This window comes from Bacteroides sp. CAG:633 (assembly GCF_000435115.1).
GTDB lineage: Bacteria > Bacteroidota > Bacteroidia > Bacteroidales > Bacteroidaceae > Bacteroides > Bacteroides ndongoniae.
Window position 1 is genome coordinate 6,761 of record NZ_FR883014.1, and the last position, 17,779, is coordinate 24,539.

The window sequence follows — 17,779 nt, forward strand, 5'->3', positions numbered from 1 at the left end:
GACGAAACGGCTGCCGGAATTCTTTATGCCTGCAAACTGGTAGGCATCAAAGTCCCTGACGAAGTTTCCATCTGCGGATTCACCGACGGAGCCATCGCCCAAAACACCGATCCCAAACTGACAACCGTAGAGCAACATGGTGAAGAAGTCGGAAAAAGTGCTTTCAGCATCCTGGCCAACAAACTGGAAGGAGAAGAAAAACGCAGCAACAAGATTGTCAGGACAAACCTGATTATCAGAGGCACAACCAAATAATTTCTAAACCGATTCTGATTCAGGGCAACAACCAACTGAAAAACAATTAACAACAAATATCATGAAAGTAAAACCAGACTTGAGTTTTTGGAAGCTGTGGAACATCAGCTTTGGCTTCTTTGGCGTACAGATAGCCTACGCCCTTCAGAGCGCCAACATCAGCCGCATCTTTGCCACGCTGGGCGCCGACCCTCACTCCCTTAGTTATTTCTGGATACTGCCACCGCTGGCCGGTATCATTGTGCAACCACTGGTAGGTGCTGCAAGCGATCGCACCTGGACCCGCTTCGGACGCCGTATTCCTTACCTGTTCATCGGCTCACTCATTGCCGTACTGGTGATGTGTCTGCTTCCCAACGCCGGTAGTTTCGGCATGGAAGTAAGTACAGCCATGATCTTCGGACTTTTTGCCCTTATGTTTCTTGATACATCCATCAATATGGCCATGCAACCTTTCAAAATGATGGTAGGCGACATGGTAAACGAAAAGCAGAAAGGACTGGCCTACTCCATCCAGAGTTTCCTATGCAATGCTGGCAGTCTGGTCGGCTATCTGTTCCCCTTCATTTTTGCATGGGTTGGAATCCAGAATACGGCTGCACAAGGAGTGATTCCCGACTCCGTTATCTATTCATTCTACATCGGAGCCGTTATCCTCATTCTTTGTGTCATCTATACCACTGTCAAAGTAAAGGAGATGCCTCCTAAGGAATATGCCGAATATCATGGTATCAGCGAAAACGAAAAGAAAGAGAAAACCAACATGCTGAAACTATTGGTGAAAGCCCCCAAAGCTTTCTGGACAGTAGGTCTGGTACAGTTCTTCTGCTGGTTTGCCTTCATGTTCATGTGGACTTATACCAACGGCAGTATCACAGCCAACGTATTCGACGCACCTACTGTAGAAACCGTCGTGAACGGTGCGAAAAAAGTTTTGCTCGACACCACCAGCCTGCAATATCAGGAAGCAGCCAACTGGGTCGGAGTACTTTTCGCCGTACAGGCTATCGGTTCGGTACTGTGGGCCATTTGCATCCCCATGTTCAAAAACCGTCATCTGGTCTACTCTCTTAGCCTTATTCTGGGAGGAATCGGTTTTATTTCCACCTACTTTATCCACAACCAGTATGCACTGTTCATTTCGTTCATCCTGATCGGATGTGCCTGGGCAGCCATGCTTGCACTTCCTTTCACCATCCTGACCAACTCTTTAAGTGGTGGCCACATGGGTACTTATCTGGGACTGTTCAACGGCACCATCTGCATTCCGCAGATTATAGCAGCCGCACTGGGTGGTTCCATCCTGTCACTGTTCACTCCGGAAGGTTGTCTTCCTCCCGAAATCAATATGTTGGTGACAGCAGGTGTCATGCTGATTATCGGAGCAGCCTGCGTTTATATCATCAAAGAAGGTAAAGACAGTTAATACAAACACCGTCGCGACATTGCCTGTTGGCAAACCAGGCATCATTCTGTCGGGTCATGTAGGAGAAATGCTCCACATTGTTTCCCGACAGAGTGATGCCTTTTCATTTTATTTCTTATCTTTACGCCCATAACACTAATACGAATGCCATGAAAAAGTACCTGAAAACCGATGAATGGAACATAATAGAAGACAAGTTTCATGCCGACAACCTCCGCATGTCTGAAAGCATATTCAGCTTGGGCAACGGAAGGTTCGGACAACGTGGTAACTTCGAAGAGCCATACAGTAGCGACAGCTACCAGGGCTCGTTCGTAGCCGGCATTCCTTTCCTCGACAAAACACGGGTTGCATGGTGGAAAAACGGATTCCCCTATTACTACACACGCATACCCAATGCGGCCAACTGGAGCAGCATTCATCTGAGACTTATAGACGAAGAACTGGACCTTGCCCAATGGGATGTGGAAAGCTTCAACCGCCGACTCGACATGTACGATGGTATCTCCTACCGCGATGTAAAAGTGACTTCGCCACGCGGCAACAGCCTGCAACTGCATGTAGAACATCTGGCCAACATGGCTTTCCCCGATCTGTGTCTGATCAGCTACAATGTTACTTCCCTAAATTATAGCGGGAAATTGTCACTTCTTCCTCTGCTCGAAGCCAACCTGAACGAACGCTCGGAACAGACCGAAGAACGGATATGGAACCTGCTTGATTCGGGAGTTGCCCATGACTGCGCCTACTTATGGACACAGACCCGACGGGAAGATGCTCAAGTGTGCTATGCCATGACTTACCAATTCTATAAAAACCACAAAGAAGCAAGCCACAACCCCATACGCATTGAAAAAGGCAAGCAAACCGGCTTCAGCCTTGGCATCGACATGAAGCCCGGAGACACCGTAACCCTTCTGAAATATGTTGTGATAGCCTCTTCGCTTTATTATGAAAGACAAGAACTTGTCGAAAAATCCATTCACATAGCCCGTGAGGCCAAAAACAAAGGATGGGAAACCTTAACCCAAGCTCATAAACAGGCCTGGCACGACATTTGGGAAGAAGCCGATGTCGTCATCGAAGGAGATCCGGAAGCACAGCAAGGAATCCGTTACAATATTTTCCAACTTTATCAGACTTATCGGGGAGACGACCCAAGACTGAACATTGCCCCCAAAGGGTTTACTGGAGAAAAATACGGAGGCAACACTTATTGGAATACCGAACTGTGCTGTGTTCCCTTCTTCCTTTTGTCCACTCCAAGGCAAATAGTCAGAAATCTGCTGATGTATCGCTACAACCAGCTTCCCAAAGCCATTGAAAATGCCCGGAAATTAGGATTTGACGGTGGTGCCGCTCTCTTCCCGCAAGTAACCAACAACGGAGAAGAATGCCACAGCGAATGGGAAATCACTTTCGAGGAAATACACCGAAATAATATCATCGTGTATGCCATCATACAACATGCAAGCATCACAGGATCGATAGACTACATACTGCAATACGGCCTGGAAGTAATGATTGCCATCTCCCGTTTCTGGAGCCAGCGTACTACCTTCTCACAGGCCAGGCAGCAATATGTCATTCTGGGAGTGACCGGCCCCGATGAATATCAGAACAACGTTGACAATAACTGGTACACAAACTTTTCGTGTATACGTTGCCTGAAGATGACACTGAAACATCTGGATCTGGCTGCACAACAATATCCCGAAGAATACAAGCGTATATGTGCAGCCACACATTTCGACTACGAAGGCGAAACGCCTTTGTGGCGCGACATCATCGAACATATGTATCTGCCCCAAGATGCGGAGAAAGGAATTTTCGTACAGAACGACGGCTTTATGGATAAAGTACTGCAAACAACAGATGCCATCCCTCAAGCCGAACGCCCCATCAACCAGCATTGGTCCTGGGACCGCATTCTCCGCTCCTGCTACATCAAGCAAAGTGATGTCCTGCTGGGCCTCTACCTTTATTATTTCCTGTTCGATACCGAAACTGTCCGGCGCAACTTCGACTTTTACGAGCCCATGACTGTTCACGAGTCGTCACTGTCGCCCCACATACATGCCATACTGGCTGCACGCATCGGCGAAACCGAAAAGGCTTATCAACTGTTTGTACATGCTACCCGAATGGATCTGGACGACTACAACAATGAAGCCGATCAAGGATTGCATATCACCAGTATGCCTGGTTCGTGGCTGGCCATTGTCCGAGGATTTGCCAATCTGCAAACACAAGCCAATGAGTTAAGCTTATCGCCTGTCCGGCCTTCGCAATGGGAGAAATACGCTTTCCGAATTAATTTTCAAGGCAGGAAACTAAAAATAGAAATAAGCACAAAAATACAGATTACATTGTTGGCCGGCGAAACCTTAAACGTTAAGATATATGATGTTGACTACCAACTGACTCCAGAACAACCGTTGTGCATAGCCTGCAACGGCTGATCCGTAGCTGCAGCATTGCCACAACAACCAGCAAACTAAAACTTATATCACTCACCTGTTAAATAAAAAAAGGATGCACCGCTCCGATGCATCCTTTTTCACATTATCATCACAACTAATTATTATCCCAAGAACGAGATAAGCACACCGGCAGCCACGGCAGAACCGATCACACCGGAAATGTTGCTCGACATACAATAGTTGAGCACATGGTTCTTCGGATCATATTTTGTAGCAATCTCATTGCACACACGGCTGGCCATAGGCACTGCACTCAAGCCGGTAGCACCGATAAGCGGGTTGATCTTCTTTTTCGAGAAGAGATTGACAATCTTTACAAACAGAATACCACCCGAAATAGACAAGGCGAATGCAAGGAAACCACCAATAACAATACCGATTGTCGTCCAGTTCAGGAATGCCTCGCTCGTCATAGTAGCACCGACACTCAGTCCCAGGAAAATGGTAGCCGCATTCATAATGCTGTTGGCAGCCGCATCGAACAGACGGCTCGTATCCGAACCGATTTCTTTAATCAGGTTACCGAACATCAACATACCGATCAAAGGTACGGCAGTAGGCACGAACAAGGCCACAATGGTAGTAACCGCTATCGGGAAGATAATCTTCAGCACACGCAGGTTCTTGATTTCCGTCTTCGAAGGATAAAGTTTCTCCTGTTCCTTCATGTTGATCATCAGTTCTTTCTTGGTACAAAGCAACTTCACTACCAACGGAATAATAACCGGAACCAATGCCATATACGAATAAGCAGCAATAGCTATCGGGCCCAACAGATGAGGAGCCAGCTTGATCGTAGTAAAAATAGCCGTAGGACCATCGGCACCACCGATAATACCCAATGCAGCAGCTTCTTTCGGAGTGAAGCCCATCAGTACGGCACAAAGCAATACGGTAAAGATACCCAGCTGGGCAGCCGCACCGAAAATAGAAAGACGCAAATTACGAAGCATCGGACCAAAGTCGGTCAACGCACCTACACCCATAAAGATGACAGGTGGCAGGAAACCGGTCTTTATCAACATATAGTAGATGAAGTTCATCAGTCCCAGCTCGTGAGCAATTTCGTGCAACGGCATCTCCCAGATGTTCTTCATCACTCCGTTCACCATCACCATGCCGTTCTCGTCGGCTTGGATAACTCCCATTTCACCTCCAGGAAAATTGGCGATAAGCACACCGAAGGCAATAGGTATCAGCAAAAGCGGTTCGTAATGCTTCTTGATACCCAAGTAAAGGAGAACGAAAGCAATGGCATACATCACAAGGAACGACGGATCGGCAATGATGTTGCTGAATGCCGTCATGTCATAGAGTTTTGCAAATATATCTTCCATTATCCAATCTTCATTAATACATCATCTTCTGAAACTGAATCTCCCGGATTGACACAGATGGCAAGAACCGTTCCGTCAAAATCGGCACGGATGGCATTGTATGTCTTCATAGCCTCGATGTAACCCAGAAGATCGCCTTTTTTCACCTTATCGCCCACCTTTATCGGAGTTTCCTGTGTATTCTTGGTCAGGAAGAACTTTCCTTCAAGCGGTGCAGGAACGTCTTTGCCTTCGCCTACGGGAGCCTCAACCTTGGCTGTAGCCGAAGCAGGCAGATCGATATCGCCATAAGCCACTGTCACACGATAAGACTGCCCGTCTACCTGTACGGTAAGCGTTTTCGGTTTGGCATCGTCCAGCGGAGACTTATCGCGTTCGGCACGGCGTTTTTCCACATCAGCCAGGAAGTCTTCTTTCGCCTTTCCACTCTTATAAGCCTCGTATTGTGCAGGGTGCATGGCATATTCGAAGAGTTCTTCGTCGTCTTCGCCTGTCTCCCACTTGTTTTCCTTCATCATCTTGCGATACTTGTCGAGGCAGTCGGGATAATTGTCTTGCGGATTACCGGTGAAGAACTTGCGTCCTTCGCGTTCTGCCTTCTCCACAATTTCCGGAGCCAACTGACCCGGCAATTTTCCGGCTTTACCCAGAATCATATCCCAAATGTCGTCGGCTATCATGCCCCAACGTTCCTTACCTTTCTCCATGGCAATAACGTTCATCATGGCCAGGTTCTTAACATACTGGCTGAAAGGCGTTACCAAAGGAGGATAACCTACACGAGGCCATACATAAGCCACTTCGTTGAACAGTTTGATGAGCAGTTCGTCCTGCTTCATAAACGGCAGGTTGCGTTTGGCCTTGTATTTGTTGATGCTTTCCAGATTGGTTTCCAAATCGGCCATCAGACTTCCCATCATACCCCCCGGCAGTCCCGGACCGATCAGCAGGGAATTCATCAGACGGTTGCGAGGCGAGATGTACAGTCCCAGGAAATCGTCCATGAATTCCTGAATCAGGGCACGTACTTTCATATAAGCCTCCATGTTGATTTCCGGCACCTTGAATCCGGCATCCTTCAGCATGGCCTGCACACTGAGCAAATCAGCATGGCCTGTACCCCACGACAAAGGCTCCATACCTACATCGATATAGTCGCATCCGGCTTCGCAGACAGCCAGAATGCTGGCCATGTTGAATCCGGGACCCGCATGACTATGGTACTGAATAGGAATATCCGGATGGGCAGCCTTGATGTTGGCCACAATCTTGCCCAAGGTTACAGGACGTCCGATACCGGCCATATCCTTGATACAGATTTCATCGGCTCCCAGCTTGATCAGCTGCAAAGCCATGTCTGTATAGTATTCTACCGTATGTATGGGTGAATGAGTGATACACAGCGAACATTGCGAAATCATGCCTGCTTCGTGAGCATATTTGATAGAAGGGGCTATGTTGCGAATGTCATTCAGACCGCAAAAAGTACGGGTAATGTCCGTTCCCTGCGCTTTCTTTACCTTATAAAACAGCTTTCGCACATCAGCAGGAACTGGGCTCATACGCAAACCGTTCAACGCACGGTCCAACATATGGGTTTGAATACCTGCTTCATGGAAAGGCTTTGTCCAGGCACGTACGGCCTTATTGGGGTTTTCGCCAAACAGCAGATTTACTTGTTCGAAGCCGCCACCGTTGGTTTCAACACGGGCAAAACATCCCATTTCGACGATAGCGGGAGCTACTTTCACCAGCTGGTCTACACGTGGCACATACTTACCGGCACTCTGCCACATGTCCCTGAATACCAAGCTGAACTTTATTTCTTTCTTCATACCTTATTAATTGAATTTGTATATTACTTCTTTTCTTATCGATTACAGTTTCTCTACTTTAGTCACTTTTCCTTTATCGTGTGTCACTACCGACACCGCAGCAGCAATGGCGGCCATAATATTGGCAGGAACCGGGGCAGGCGCATTGGCTCCAGCTGACTTGGCAGGGACAGACTCTTCGGGTGCGTATTTATTCACCAGCGCAATAAGTCCTTTTCCTAAATAGATAACAATCAGCAGGATAGCAAATACAGTCGCCATACCTACCACCATTAGCAAAAGTGCGATATTCAAGTTCTCCATACTTATAGTTTATTAGTTATTTAGCCAGATTTCAAAAAAATCGTTCGAAATTACTGAATATTACTGAGAAAAAGTCGTTCAGTTGTGATAAAATATATTAAAAAGGAAGATATACAATCCCCAGCCTTCCTTCTTAACTACTTAACAACCAAGAGGTAATTTACACTCTGCCATCACCTGAGCCTTCTTGATTCATAAACACCCTGAACACACATACAACTACATCTTACCCGACATCCAATCCGTGATAAACCGTGTCATCTACAGTGTTTTTCAGCAGTTTGCAGGATGAAGTTTCATCGTAATTGTCTTGGGAATGAGCTGTTTGTGGTGAAAGATGGATACGCGGACAACGCGGAGAGGACGGACGAACGCGGATTTTAATCTTTAAATACAGGCAGAACAGATTTCCTGAAAGGGGTGATAGCTGATGCCAGTTTTGCAATAATTTTTTCCCAGTTAGGAAAAAATTATTGCCTAGTTAGCAAAAAATTTTTCTCTAACTGGGAAAAAATTAACGGGTTGTACAGCCATCCCGATTTATGTTTCACCGAATGTCGGTGAAGCTTTATCTTTCACCATATTCTGCTGAATATCAACAAGAAATTCCGCATTGAAAGCGTGAACCCAATTTCCCTTTTTCTTTTTTTATCCGTGTTAGTCCGTCTTCTCCGCGTTGTCCGCGTATCCATCCTTCACCCGTTATTCATTTTTAATCATTCACTTCCCATTCTTAACTACCTACTTTAGCCGCGTAACATCGGTAATTAATCAGCGTAATAAGTATTGCCAATAAAGTCCACGAGTATTGCAAGTAACTCTCACGAGTATTGCAAGTGTGGCTCGCGAGCCGTACAAGTGTCGCTCATGAGCCGTGCAAGTGTGGTTCACGGACTTGTTTTGCAAGCCTTGCAAAACAAAAAAGCCGGACTGGGAAACTCTTCCCGTCCGGCCCTTCTATTCATTTTCAATGTCCTCAGTCAGACATCATTTGGCATAAAACGTATTAAACGAATGGCCTTGCAGACTTACAGTCAGGTACTTGCCACCCAACTGAACTGTCAGCTGACGGGCATCATCGTTGAAATTGGCAGCTACAACCAAATATTTGTTATCCGGCGTAAGCAACAGCATGGCAGGTAGCCCATCCTCACCTTTTTCTCTATAAGCCAACACCTTAGTACCTGCAACAACTTTGTTGCTGAAGTGTTTCACGGCATAGTATTCGGGGGTATAAGTAGCGGCTCCTGTCTTCGAATCCACCCGAATCAAAGCATTCTGTTTCCATCCCCAGGCACTGGTACCTTCATCGCACAGGATGGCATTCCAGATGGTATATTCTTCGCAACCATTCCCCAGATAGTGATTTATCAGATGGAAAGTATGCTCGGCAGCTTTCCAGTCGAACGTACCCGAACCACATTCACTTTCGGTCTGCATGTATTTATAGTCGGGATACTTCTTACGGATTTCGGGCAAAATCTGTCCGCCCCACCACTGGAAACCGATTCCCTCAACAGCATCTTTCATGCGGGGATCGGACAACACACGGTCGACCAGCTCGATACGATTCGTATTCAGCGTGCCCAGGTAAAGTTGTACATCGGGCAACTGTTTCTTCAGCGTAGGTGCCAGATACTCTACATTGAAACGGATGATGCCTTCGGGTGTCCAGGCACAAGCAGGATAGATGGAATAAGCCCACGGTTCGTTCTGGAACATGACCCGATTGACAGGAATCCCCAGTTCACGATAGGCCGACACGAACTTGCAGAAGTAATTGGCATAGGTTTGCAAATAACGCGGATCCTGGATAAAGTAGTCGTTCTCGGTAACCTGCTTGGGATAGAAACGCTTGTCTACATTCTCCACTCCTTCGTAAAGGGCTATTTCGGCTTCGGCAGGCAGACGGTTGACCTTGGCATTGCTCTTGACGGAATAATAATGGTTCACCTTCATCCAGGAAGGAGGCGACCAGGGAGAAATCCAGAACGTCAGGTCGGGATTTACCTTCAAGGCACGCTTCACGTAAGGGATAAGCGTCTGACGGTCGCGGTCGATGTTGAAGTATTTCAACGTAAAGTCGCCCGGCACTTCGTCACAACTGTACCAGTCGCGTGCATAGTCATTGGCATTCATGGGAATGCGCCCCATCGTAAACTTCAACTCACCATCAGGAGCAAAAATCCGGTTCAACACTTCTTCCTGGCCTTCCAATGGCAGCATGTTCAAAGCATCCCAGCCCAGTTCGTTAAAACAGGTTCCCCACTTCTGGAAGGTCTGTATGCAATCCGTTCCATCCGTTTTCAACAAAGGAGCCTCCTCACACTTGGCCTGGAGTTTCACTTTCGCTTCCTTCCAGACGTTTCCTTCGGTACTGCTAATCCACACCATGGATTGAGCGTACATACCCGACAGGCTGAATAAAAGCCCACCGAGCAAAAAGATTTTTTTCAGATTCATGGTTCTCTATTTAAAGTTAGTATTCCTATTTACCGCAAATGGATTTCCTGTCTTTTGCGACCGATGAAATCTTTGAAACGTTTTATCAGCTTCTGGTATTTCTTCTCTCCGGCTGCATTTCTGTTTTCCTGCGGATCGCGCCTGTGATCAAACAGCGCCTCGTCCACTACACGGCTCTGCGACTTGTCGTACCACTCGGCATAACTGAATTCCGGCGTTACTACATTCACTCCCTTTCCCCACTGAATAAAAGCACAATCACGATGTTTTGCTTCAGGATTCTTCAGCACCGGCAGAAAGCTGCGCCCCTGCAGATGTTCGGGCAACGTGATGCCGCAAACCTCGCACAAAGAAGGATAGATATCTACAAACTCCACAATGCTACGGCTCTGTCCTGATGCTACGTCCGGACAACGAACCATCAGCGGAGCATGAGTAGCTTGCTGAAGCAACGTATGCTTTCCCCAAAAGTCATGTTCGCCCAGGTGCCAGCCATGATCGCCCAACAGCACCACAACCGTATTATCGGCTAATCCTAGCCGCTCCAGTTCATCCAATACCAGTCCGATTTGTGCATCGACAAAACTGACACAGGCATAATAGGCATGACGGGCCTCGCGATGGAAGTCCTCGGCCGAAGTATCGGTCACCCGTGTATACTGGAATATCTCCCTGGAACCTTGCACCTGCTCGGACAAGCCCTCGGGACGGTAGCGGTTATCGGCAATCTTGATGTCCTCCCTCCGATACAGATCCCAGTATTTCTTTGGAGCGATGAACGGCAAATGAGGCTTACGGAATCCGACAGCCAGGAAAAACGGACGGTCCATCTCTTTCAGACGATTCAACTCGGCTACCGCTTTACGGGCTATCTGATTGTCTTCGTAGCAACTGTCGGGCACATCGGCCGCTTCGCAATAGGGACCACGATGACTTTGCGGATGAAGTTCGGCTTCGGGAATTTCCGTCTTCCATACATTCCACTTGTTGTACAAAGCCCAGTCGCCACTGGCCGGACTCACAATCCAAGGCGATTCGCTCCAACTGTCTGTCCGATCATCGAAATGATGGAACACCTTGCCAAGGGAAAGCGTATAATACCCGGCATTCTTAAATGCCAACGGCAAAGTGACCACGCCGGGAAGATCTTTTTCCGAACGGGTTTCGGCATCCACAAAACGACCCTCGACAATATCGGGATATACTCCCGTCAGCAAACTGGAACGGGAAGCTCCGCTCACCGGTACGTTACAATAAGCCTTCTGGAAGACTACCGACTGCTCTGCCAACTTGTCAAGATGAGGTGTAATGGCCACATCGCTACCATAGCATCCCAACTCCGGACGCAAATCATCTACCACGATGAACAGCACATTTTGTTTTTCCTGAGCCTGCAAGGCAGATACGGACAGACACGAAGCAGCCAGCAAGACTGCCCGGGAGGGTTTACGATAGAAGAAGGAAGGATAGAACATAATACCAAAGTTTTGATTTTTAAGAAAACGGCATGCAGCCAGCTTTAGTTGTCCAAACTACGCTTGCGCCACAATGCCTCTAAATAATAATAATCGGCATACGAAAGAGGTACATCCACTTCGCTCTCGTGAGGAGCAGAACCGGTGGAATGCAAAAGCAGGAAGCCATAGTTTGCCCCGTATTCCGACTGATAAGATCGGTTCAGACTATCAATTATCTTATCGGCTGCTGCCTTATACTTCTTGCCTTTCTCCATATCGGCATACTCCGAAAGTTCGTACAAGCCTGAAGCTATGATTGCAGCAGCCGAAGCATCACGAGGAACATCCGGAATGCCGGGAGCTTTCATATCCCAGTATGGCACACCGTCTTCGGGCATATTGGACCAAGACAATATGAAATCGGCAATAGCCTCGGCCTGGCGTAAATAAGCAGTCTCTTTCGTAAAGCGATAACACAGAGTATATCCATACAGTCCCCAACCCTGTCCACGACTCCAGAACGAATCATCCGAATAGCCCTGATAGGTGCACTTCATACGGGCTGCACCTGTAGCCGGATCATAATCCACCACATGATAGGAAGAATAATCGCTACGGAAATGGTTCTTCATCGTTGTATTGGCATGGTTCACGGCCACTCTCCAGTAAAGAGAATCACCCGTCAGCTGAGTAGCGCTGAACAGCATTTCCAGATTCATCATATTATCTATAATGACTGGATACTTCCAACGATCCCGGTTGAAGTCCCAGGAACGTATACACTTCACACGATCATCGTAACGCGAAACCAAAGTCTTGGCAGCCTGTATCACCACATCCTTATAAGAACGTTCTCCTGTCCACTGATAAGCCTTTCCAAAACTGTTATTCACCATAAAGCCCAGATCGTGCGTACTCTTATAACGCTTCACTTCTTCCAGTGGCCAAGTGAAACTGATGGCCTGCTGACGCCAATAATCGTTGTTCGTATAAGCATAAACATGCCACAAACTGCCCGGAAAGAACCCTGAGCACCAGTCGTAAGGCGATACCAATGCCAACGATCCATCCTTGGCAATACTACGCGGAATCACTTTCCTTTTACAGATATTATCTTTCTGTTTCTTTGCCTTGTTGGTCGCAGCAATAGCAAAATCCAACTGCCGGCAAGCAAAAGCAAAAGCATTATCCACGGACGAAGGAACCGCATACAACAAATTAAAACGGTCTTTCCAGTCAATTATCCGATGTGTGTCATATACCTTCAAGTACCCTCTACGGTTGGTGTCAAGATATACGGCTGCCCGATAAAGGTCCTGATACAACTTTTGTTGTGTATAATCCCATCCACCGTCTTGCCGATAAGGCCATTCACTTACATCTTTTCCGGCAAATTGTGCCAGATAATCCATCGCATCGTAAAGGCTACGTCCGTCCGACGACTCAAGGCCATCAATCTGCAATTCCCGATGCTTGGCCATCAGACAGATATCAATCAAATAATGCAGATTACGCTGTGAAGCATCAAAAGAGTGTTTACACTCCAGTTCATAAGGTTGTTTCCCCGACGGCTCTATCTGCTTGAAAATACGTTTGGCAGGAATTGATTCTATCACTTTATCAGCCACTTCCTTTTTACCTATATATAAGGCATAAGCTATGACTTGCGCATCGTAAGCCGTTCCCCGATGGCCGGCCCATGCCTTCGCATCCACTTCTTGTGAAGAGGCTTGCATACCGTCCAGTAAATCAGCGAACCAGGCCTTCAACCTCTTAGCATCTTTGGAAGTCAGCTGGCTGGAAGCTTCGAGCAACTGTACAGCATCCAGCATTTCAATGAACGGATAGGTTTCGAGTACCTCAAAATTGTCCGGAGTCATCCGAGTATTCTTATCCAGGAAATTCGTCCGTATCAGCTCAACAGCCTTTTGAGCATAAATTTCTTTCTCATTAAAAAAGTATGCCAAAGCCAATGTTGTGATTCGATCGGAAATCATATCCACCCGCTTACATGAAGATTCACATTCAACTTCGGATAACGGTTGTTGTGTATTCACAGTGTCGGCTCCGATCTTTAAATATCCATCCGCTTGCGTTTTCAGTTCCTGCAGCGAAGCGGCATAATAAGCATCCTGCACCGACTGCTTGACATCCGTCAGATGATTTCTATCCCAAACAGACTGTGCATGCAATGAAAGTGAACAGCAGGAAATAACAAAAACACGTAATATCGATCTCAAATTCATAGCCCCATCCTATTAATAATTAATCCTATTAGCAAATTTTCTCTCCTTGGCCCATGTATCTTCCGATACTTTTAACCAATTGCCCAATTCTGTTTTTAAAAACTCAGCCTGTTTTTCAGGAATCTCTTCCAGTGTCAGCGAAGTCTGCTGATAAGGATCTTTTATATTATCGAACAACAGATAATTGCCATCCTTTTGTACCACATAAGAATAACGGTCGGTACGCACTCCTTTCTCTTTCAGCATAAAGTAGAAAGAAGACTGAGGCTTCTGGACGCTACCAAAATCACCGGTAAGAATGCCCTGAGAATAATTTTTCCCTTTCACCGTATCAGGAAGTCTGTCAGCCAGTCCCAGCATGCCCAACAAAGTTGGCATAATATCCTGTGCTCCTATCATCAAATCATTTATTTGCGGTTTCAGCTGCGTCGGGTAACGCATTATGAATGGAATCAGCAAAGCCTCATCATAGATCACACCTTTGGCCATTCTGCCATGGCTTCCCATCATTTCTCCATGATCGGCAGCAAATATCACCAATGTATTATCAGTCAGTCCCTCCTCATCCAAAGCATTCATAACACGGCCAATCTCATCATCGATACATTTAACCAATGAAAAATAAACCTTGGCTTCCAGTGATAACCTCTCCAAATTTTTCGCTTGTTTGCCTTCGCCATACTCTACATTGGGACGAAGCAACAATTCCTTAGAACCTAAGTCCTTATAATATTTATTAAAGACCTCTTCCCGGCAATCGCTTACACTGGAATAGGGTGTATGAGGAGGATTCAAACTCCAAAACAGGCTGAAAGGTTTAGACGAATCACGTTCCCCTTCACGGTTTTTCAGATACTTAATTACAACATCAGCCTCAACTTCCGAAGTAAAACGGTGATAAAAATAAGCCTCTCCATCCTTCTTCCCTCCGACCAATTCCGGACGGTTGGAATAGGCCACCGCATTGAAATGATTATCCCTCAACTGCTGGAACCAAAACTTATTACTTTTACGACCTCTTCCTTCCGGAATGTAAGTATCATAATTATAGGTATAATGTCCTCCTGGCTCTTCTGTAGTACCTACATAATTTCCTTTTTTATCGAATAAAGGTTCGGTACGGTGCCAATGCGTTTTGCCTACGTAAGCAGTCTCATATCCCGATGCTGCCAGCACGTCTGTAAAACAAACAATACTGTCTGGAATGCCTTGCTTTTTCCCTTTAAAACAATTTGTATCTACCCCATTTTTCTCAGGGAACATTCCTGTCATTAACATGGCACGATGAGGACTGCTTAAAGGGCAAGTACTACAGGCACGACTAAAGACAACGCCCTGTTTAGCCAAACGGTCCAAATTGGGCGTATGAACAGGATCGCCCACGGTACTCAAAACATTACGATATGCCGGATCGCTCCATAAACTCAATGCATTCAGCCGATATTGGTCTGCAAATATGTACACCAGGTTTGGTCGTTGTTCCTGTCCGAATGCCTGCGTAAATACTCCAACAGCAAATGTAAAAGGAAGTCCCCATTTTATTTTATCAAAACAAAACTCCATATTCTTCTATTTATTAAAAAACATCCATAGTTTTATTTCATCACTTTTGTAAATTGGCAGCTAAGTTAAACTTTTTCCCGTCAATCATTACTGTAACCACTACACCATCCTCCTGAAAATGTTTGTTCGAAAAAGAAGCATATAGTTTCGGGGCGTTATCAGCATTCTTCACCGGATAAATGACAGAGATATAGCGCACTGCATCTTTCCCTTTCTTTTCAACATCCAGCGTAACAGCTTTACGAGGTACCCGCTTCCGATAAGCAGTAGAACGCCATCCTTCCACTTCGTTCATCACGGCTTTCTGCTCAGGAAAGCACTGCAACTTTACATTGCTATCCCCTTCGTAAGACGTTGTAATCGCAAAATCAGCCTTGTTTATAGAAACTTCTCCTTCAGCCAAATGATAGTTCAGATTCACTGTACCAGTGGCTGTACCCACCGCTTCATCTACAATCACAAAAAACTTCTGATCGACAAAAAAGACCGTCCGGCGATGTTTCAGGTCGGCATAACTTGGATTCTCTGTCACCAAAATCTGCACATCGCCTTCCGGCTTCCAAAGTTTTGTAACCGACTGCGTTGTTTCCAGATTCTTGCCGTCAAGTGTCAGTGTATTGTGCGAAGCTGTCCGTCGGAACCAGTTTCGAAGCTTCATCACTTCACCATGTCCGGCATAGATATACGAACCACTGTCCGGAAAAAGATTACGACCATTCACCCAAAGTTCGAAAGTGCCATTATCGGGCTGGCAATGCCATTCTCCCTTGGGTCCGGCTTTTACAACCATTACCGTAGCATCTTGTTCCCAACCAGTTCTAAACGTAAAGAAGCCTGATTCCTTTGCCGCATGAGACAAGTAAGGTAAAGGAGTTCCTTCACGCCCTTCGGTTGCATAAAAACGAATCCATTCGCAATCGGGAAATAGCTGAAGCCATTCTTTATAGTTTCGGATTTCTCCAGAACGTTCCCCCAACTTTGCATCACTGAAACAAGGGTTTGTATAATCAGGGAAACAAATATTCGAATAGAACTCAATCATATTTTTTATTGTCTGTGCATATTCTTCCGGAAACTCCTGGCGGAATCCGTTTACATCGGCCATGCGAAGTGCTTTACAAAAGATATTAATGGCTGCCAGATGATAATGGGGATCCAGTTCAAACTGCCCTCCATCGTCATATACCTGTTTCTTTATTTCCCGGTTCAACACATCAATACCACTCTTTCTCCACTTCTCCGCATCTTTCAGTTCCGGAAAAAAAGTGCCTGCATATACCATACGCTGTGCTTCAAACAATAAATGATTGCCTTGTTTGGTGTAATGCTTCAATATATGAGCGGCATGACGATGATAATTCACCAGAAATTCTGTCAGGAACTCCGGAGTAAAGAACTTCGACGAATTAAAAAGCAAAAACTGAGGTATCTGATCCTGTATACGGTGACTGACTTCCAGCGGTCGCCAGGCATAACGCATATTCTCTTTATCTCCTTTCAGATTACCTTCAATGACTTGCTGAAAATCATCATCGTTTATTTCAATTAAAGGATTCTTTTTAATCCAGTCCATATATTGAAACACCCATTCACGAGCATATTTCTCATCTCCAGATACCCGATATACCTTTCCCATAGGTGTAAACCACTTGTGACGATGCAATTGCCAGCGCAATTCATTATCTTTCACCGGCCAATACTGCCAATCTATATCTTTGCCATAATTGAAAGAAGGCTGATATCCTTCGTGTACAAAAAAGGTATGCTCCAATGCATCATCGGCCCATTGCCAGTCTCTTTTCGAGGCTTTGATATGTTCTAAGTCCAAATCAGGATAAACTATTCCGGAACGGTTTCTGTAATAATCCAGCAAAAGCTCAGCGGCCTCTTTCCATTGTTGTCTTCCACAGGCATCTTTCACTTTCTCCAATCCGGGATAATCCAAATTCAGCAAATCAAAAACTTCCGTCCGCAATGTTTGCGCCTGGATTAGGGCAGAAAACAGACTAAAGCAGACAACTAAAATAAATCTCAAAGTTTTCATGGTATCAATCCTCACTACAAATTTGCAAATCTGATAAAAAATAAGGTTACACAGACTTCCACACCATTTTTCAATTCATGTCCATCTGTGTAACCTACTTTAAACAATCTAATTACCTCTCCAGACGATTATTACCAACCCGGATTCTGTCCCAAATTGGGATTCTTGAACCGTTCTGTATTAGCAATCGGATAGAAATATAAATTGTCTGTTATGGTACGTGATTCCAATAAGAATTTGGTATATTCAAAATCGTCACCATTCTTCACAACCTTAACGCCATAAATATCAGCTGTATCGTCCAAGTCCTTCCAACGACGAACATCCCAGAAGCGATGACCTTCGAAAGCCAACTCTACACGACGTT

At 45.9% G+C, this 17,779-nt stretch carries 12 protein-coding genes; 3 read left to right on the forward strand and 9 right to left on the reverse strand.

Translation table 11 applies throughout. From position 1 onward, the window contains the following. The 3 genes from QVP67_RS03360 to QVP67_RS03370 all read left to right on the forward strand — a co-directional run. A partial coding sequence (locus QVP67_RS03360; protein WP_288179856.1) for a substrate-binding domain-containing protein occupies window positions 1-255 on the forward strand: 255 nt, incomplete at its 5' end. 61 nt (window positions 256-316) lie between these two features. Further along, window positions 317-1,681: an SLC45 family MFS transporter gene (locus tag QVP67_RS03365; RefSeq protein ID WP_022162144.1), complete on the forward strand. Its 1,365-nt coding sequence runs from the start codon at window positions 317-319 to the stop codon at window positions 1,679-1,681. A gap of 149 nt (window positions 1,682-1,830) precedes the next feature. Beyond that, window positions 1,831-4,143 (forward strand): family 65 glycosyl hydrolase, encoded by a 2,313-nt coding sequence (locus tag QVP67_RS03370; RefSeq protein WP_022162145.1) that lies wholly within the window; start codon window positions 1,831-1,833, stop codon window positions 4,141-4,143. Between the two features lie 122 nt (window positions 4,144-4,265). Here QVP67_RS03370 and QVP67_RS03375 read toward each other — a convergent pair whose 3' ends face one another. The 9 genes from QVP67_RS03375 to QVP67_RS03415 form a co-directional block, all read right to left on the reverse strand. Beyond that, a complete protein-coding gene (locus QVP67_RS03375) occupies window positions 4,266-5,501 on the reverse strand; it encodes a sodium ion-translocating decarboxylase subunit beta (RefSeq protein WP_022162146.1) in 1,236 nt (411 codons plus the stop codon). Next, complete coding sequence (locus tag QVP67_RS03380; RefSeq protein WP_022162147.1) at window positions 5,501-7,336, reverse strand: biotin/lipoyl-containing protein; 1,836 nt, start codon at window positions 7,334-7,336, stop codon at window positions 5,501-5,503. Before QVP67_RS03380 ends, QVP67_RS03375 begins: the two co-directional genes overlap by 1 nt. A 42-nt stretch (window positions 7,337-7,378) precedes the next feature. Continuing rightward, the gene (locus QVP67_RS03385; protein ID WP_022162148.1) at window positions 7,379-7,639 is read right to left on the reverse strand and encodes an OadG family protein; all 261 of its coding nucleotides are present in this window, start codon (window positions 7,637-7,639) and stop codon (window positions 7,379-7,381) included. Window positions 7,640-8,626: 987 nt separating this feature from the next. After that, window positions 8,627-10,102, reverse strand: a complete 1,476-nt coding sequence (locus QVP67_RS03390; protein WP_022162150.1) for a glycoside hydrolase family 30 protein — start codon at window positions 10,100-10,102, stop codon at window positions 8,627-8,629. 29 nt (window positions 10,103-10,131) lie between these two features. Further along, window positions 10,132-11,577, reverse strand: a complete 1,446-nt coding sequence (locus QVP67_RS03395; protein ID WP_022162151.1) for a sulfatase — start codon at window positions 11,575-11,577, stop codon at window positions 10,132-10,134. A 44-nt stretch (window positions 11,578-11,621) separates the two neighbouring features. After that, window positions 11,622-13,805, reverse strand: coding sequence for an alginate lyase family protein (locus tag QVP67_RS03400; RefSeq protein ID WP_022162152.1), 2,184 nt, complete (start codon window positions 13,803-13,805; stop codon window positions 11,622-11,624). A gap of 12 nt (window positions 13,806-13,817) precedes the next feature. After that, a complete protein-coding gene (locus QVP67_RS03405; protein ID WP_022162153.1) occupies window positions 13,818-15,368 on the reverse strand; it encodes a sulfatase family protein in 1,551 nt (516 codons plus the stop codon). 40 nt (window positions 15,369-15,408) lie between these two features. Next, window positions 15,409-17,412: a heparin-sulfate lyase HepC gene (hepC, locus tag QVP67_RS03410; RefSeq protein WP_022162154.1), complete on the reverse strand. Its 2,004-nt coding sequence runs from the start codon at window positions 17,410-17,412 to the stop codon at window positions 15,409-15,411. Window positions 17,413-17,543: 131 nt separating this feature from the next. Continuing rightward, the coding region (locus QVP67_RS03415) for a RagB/SusD family nutrient uptake outer membrane protein (RefSeq protein WP_288179857.1) at window positions 17,544-17,779 on the reverse strand (236 nt) is incomplete at its 5' end.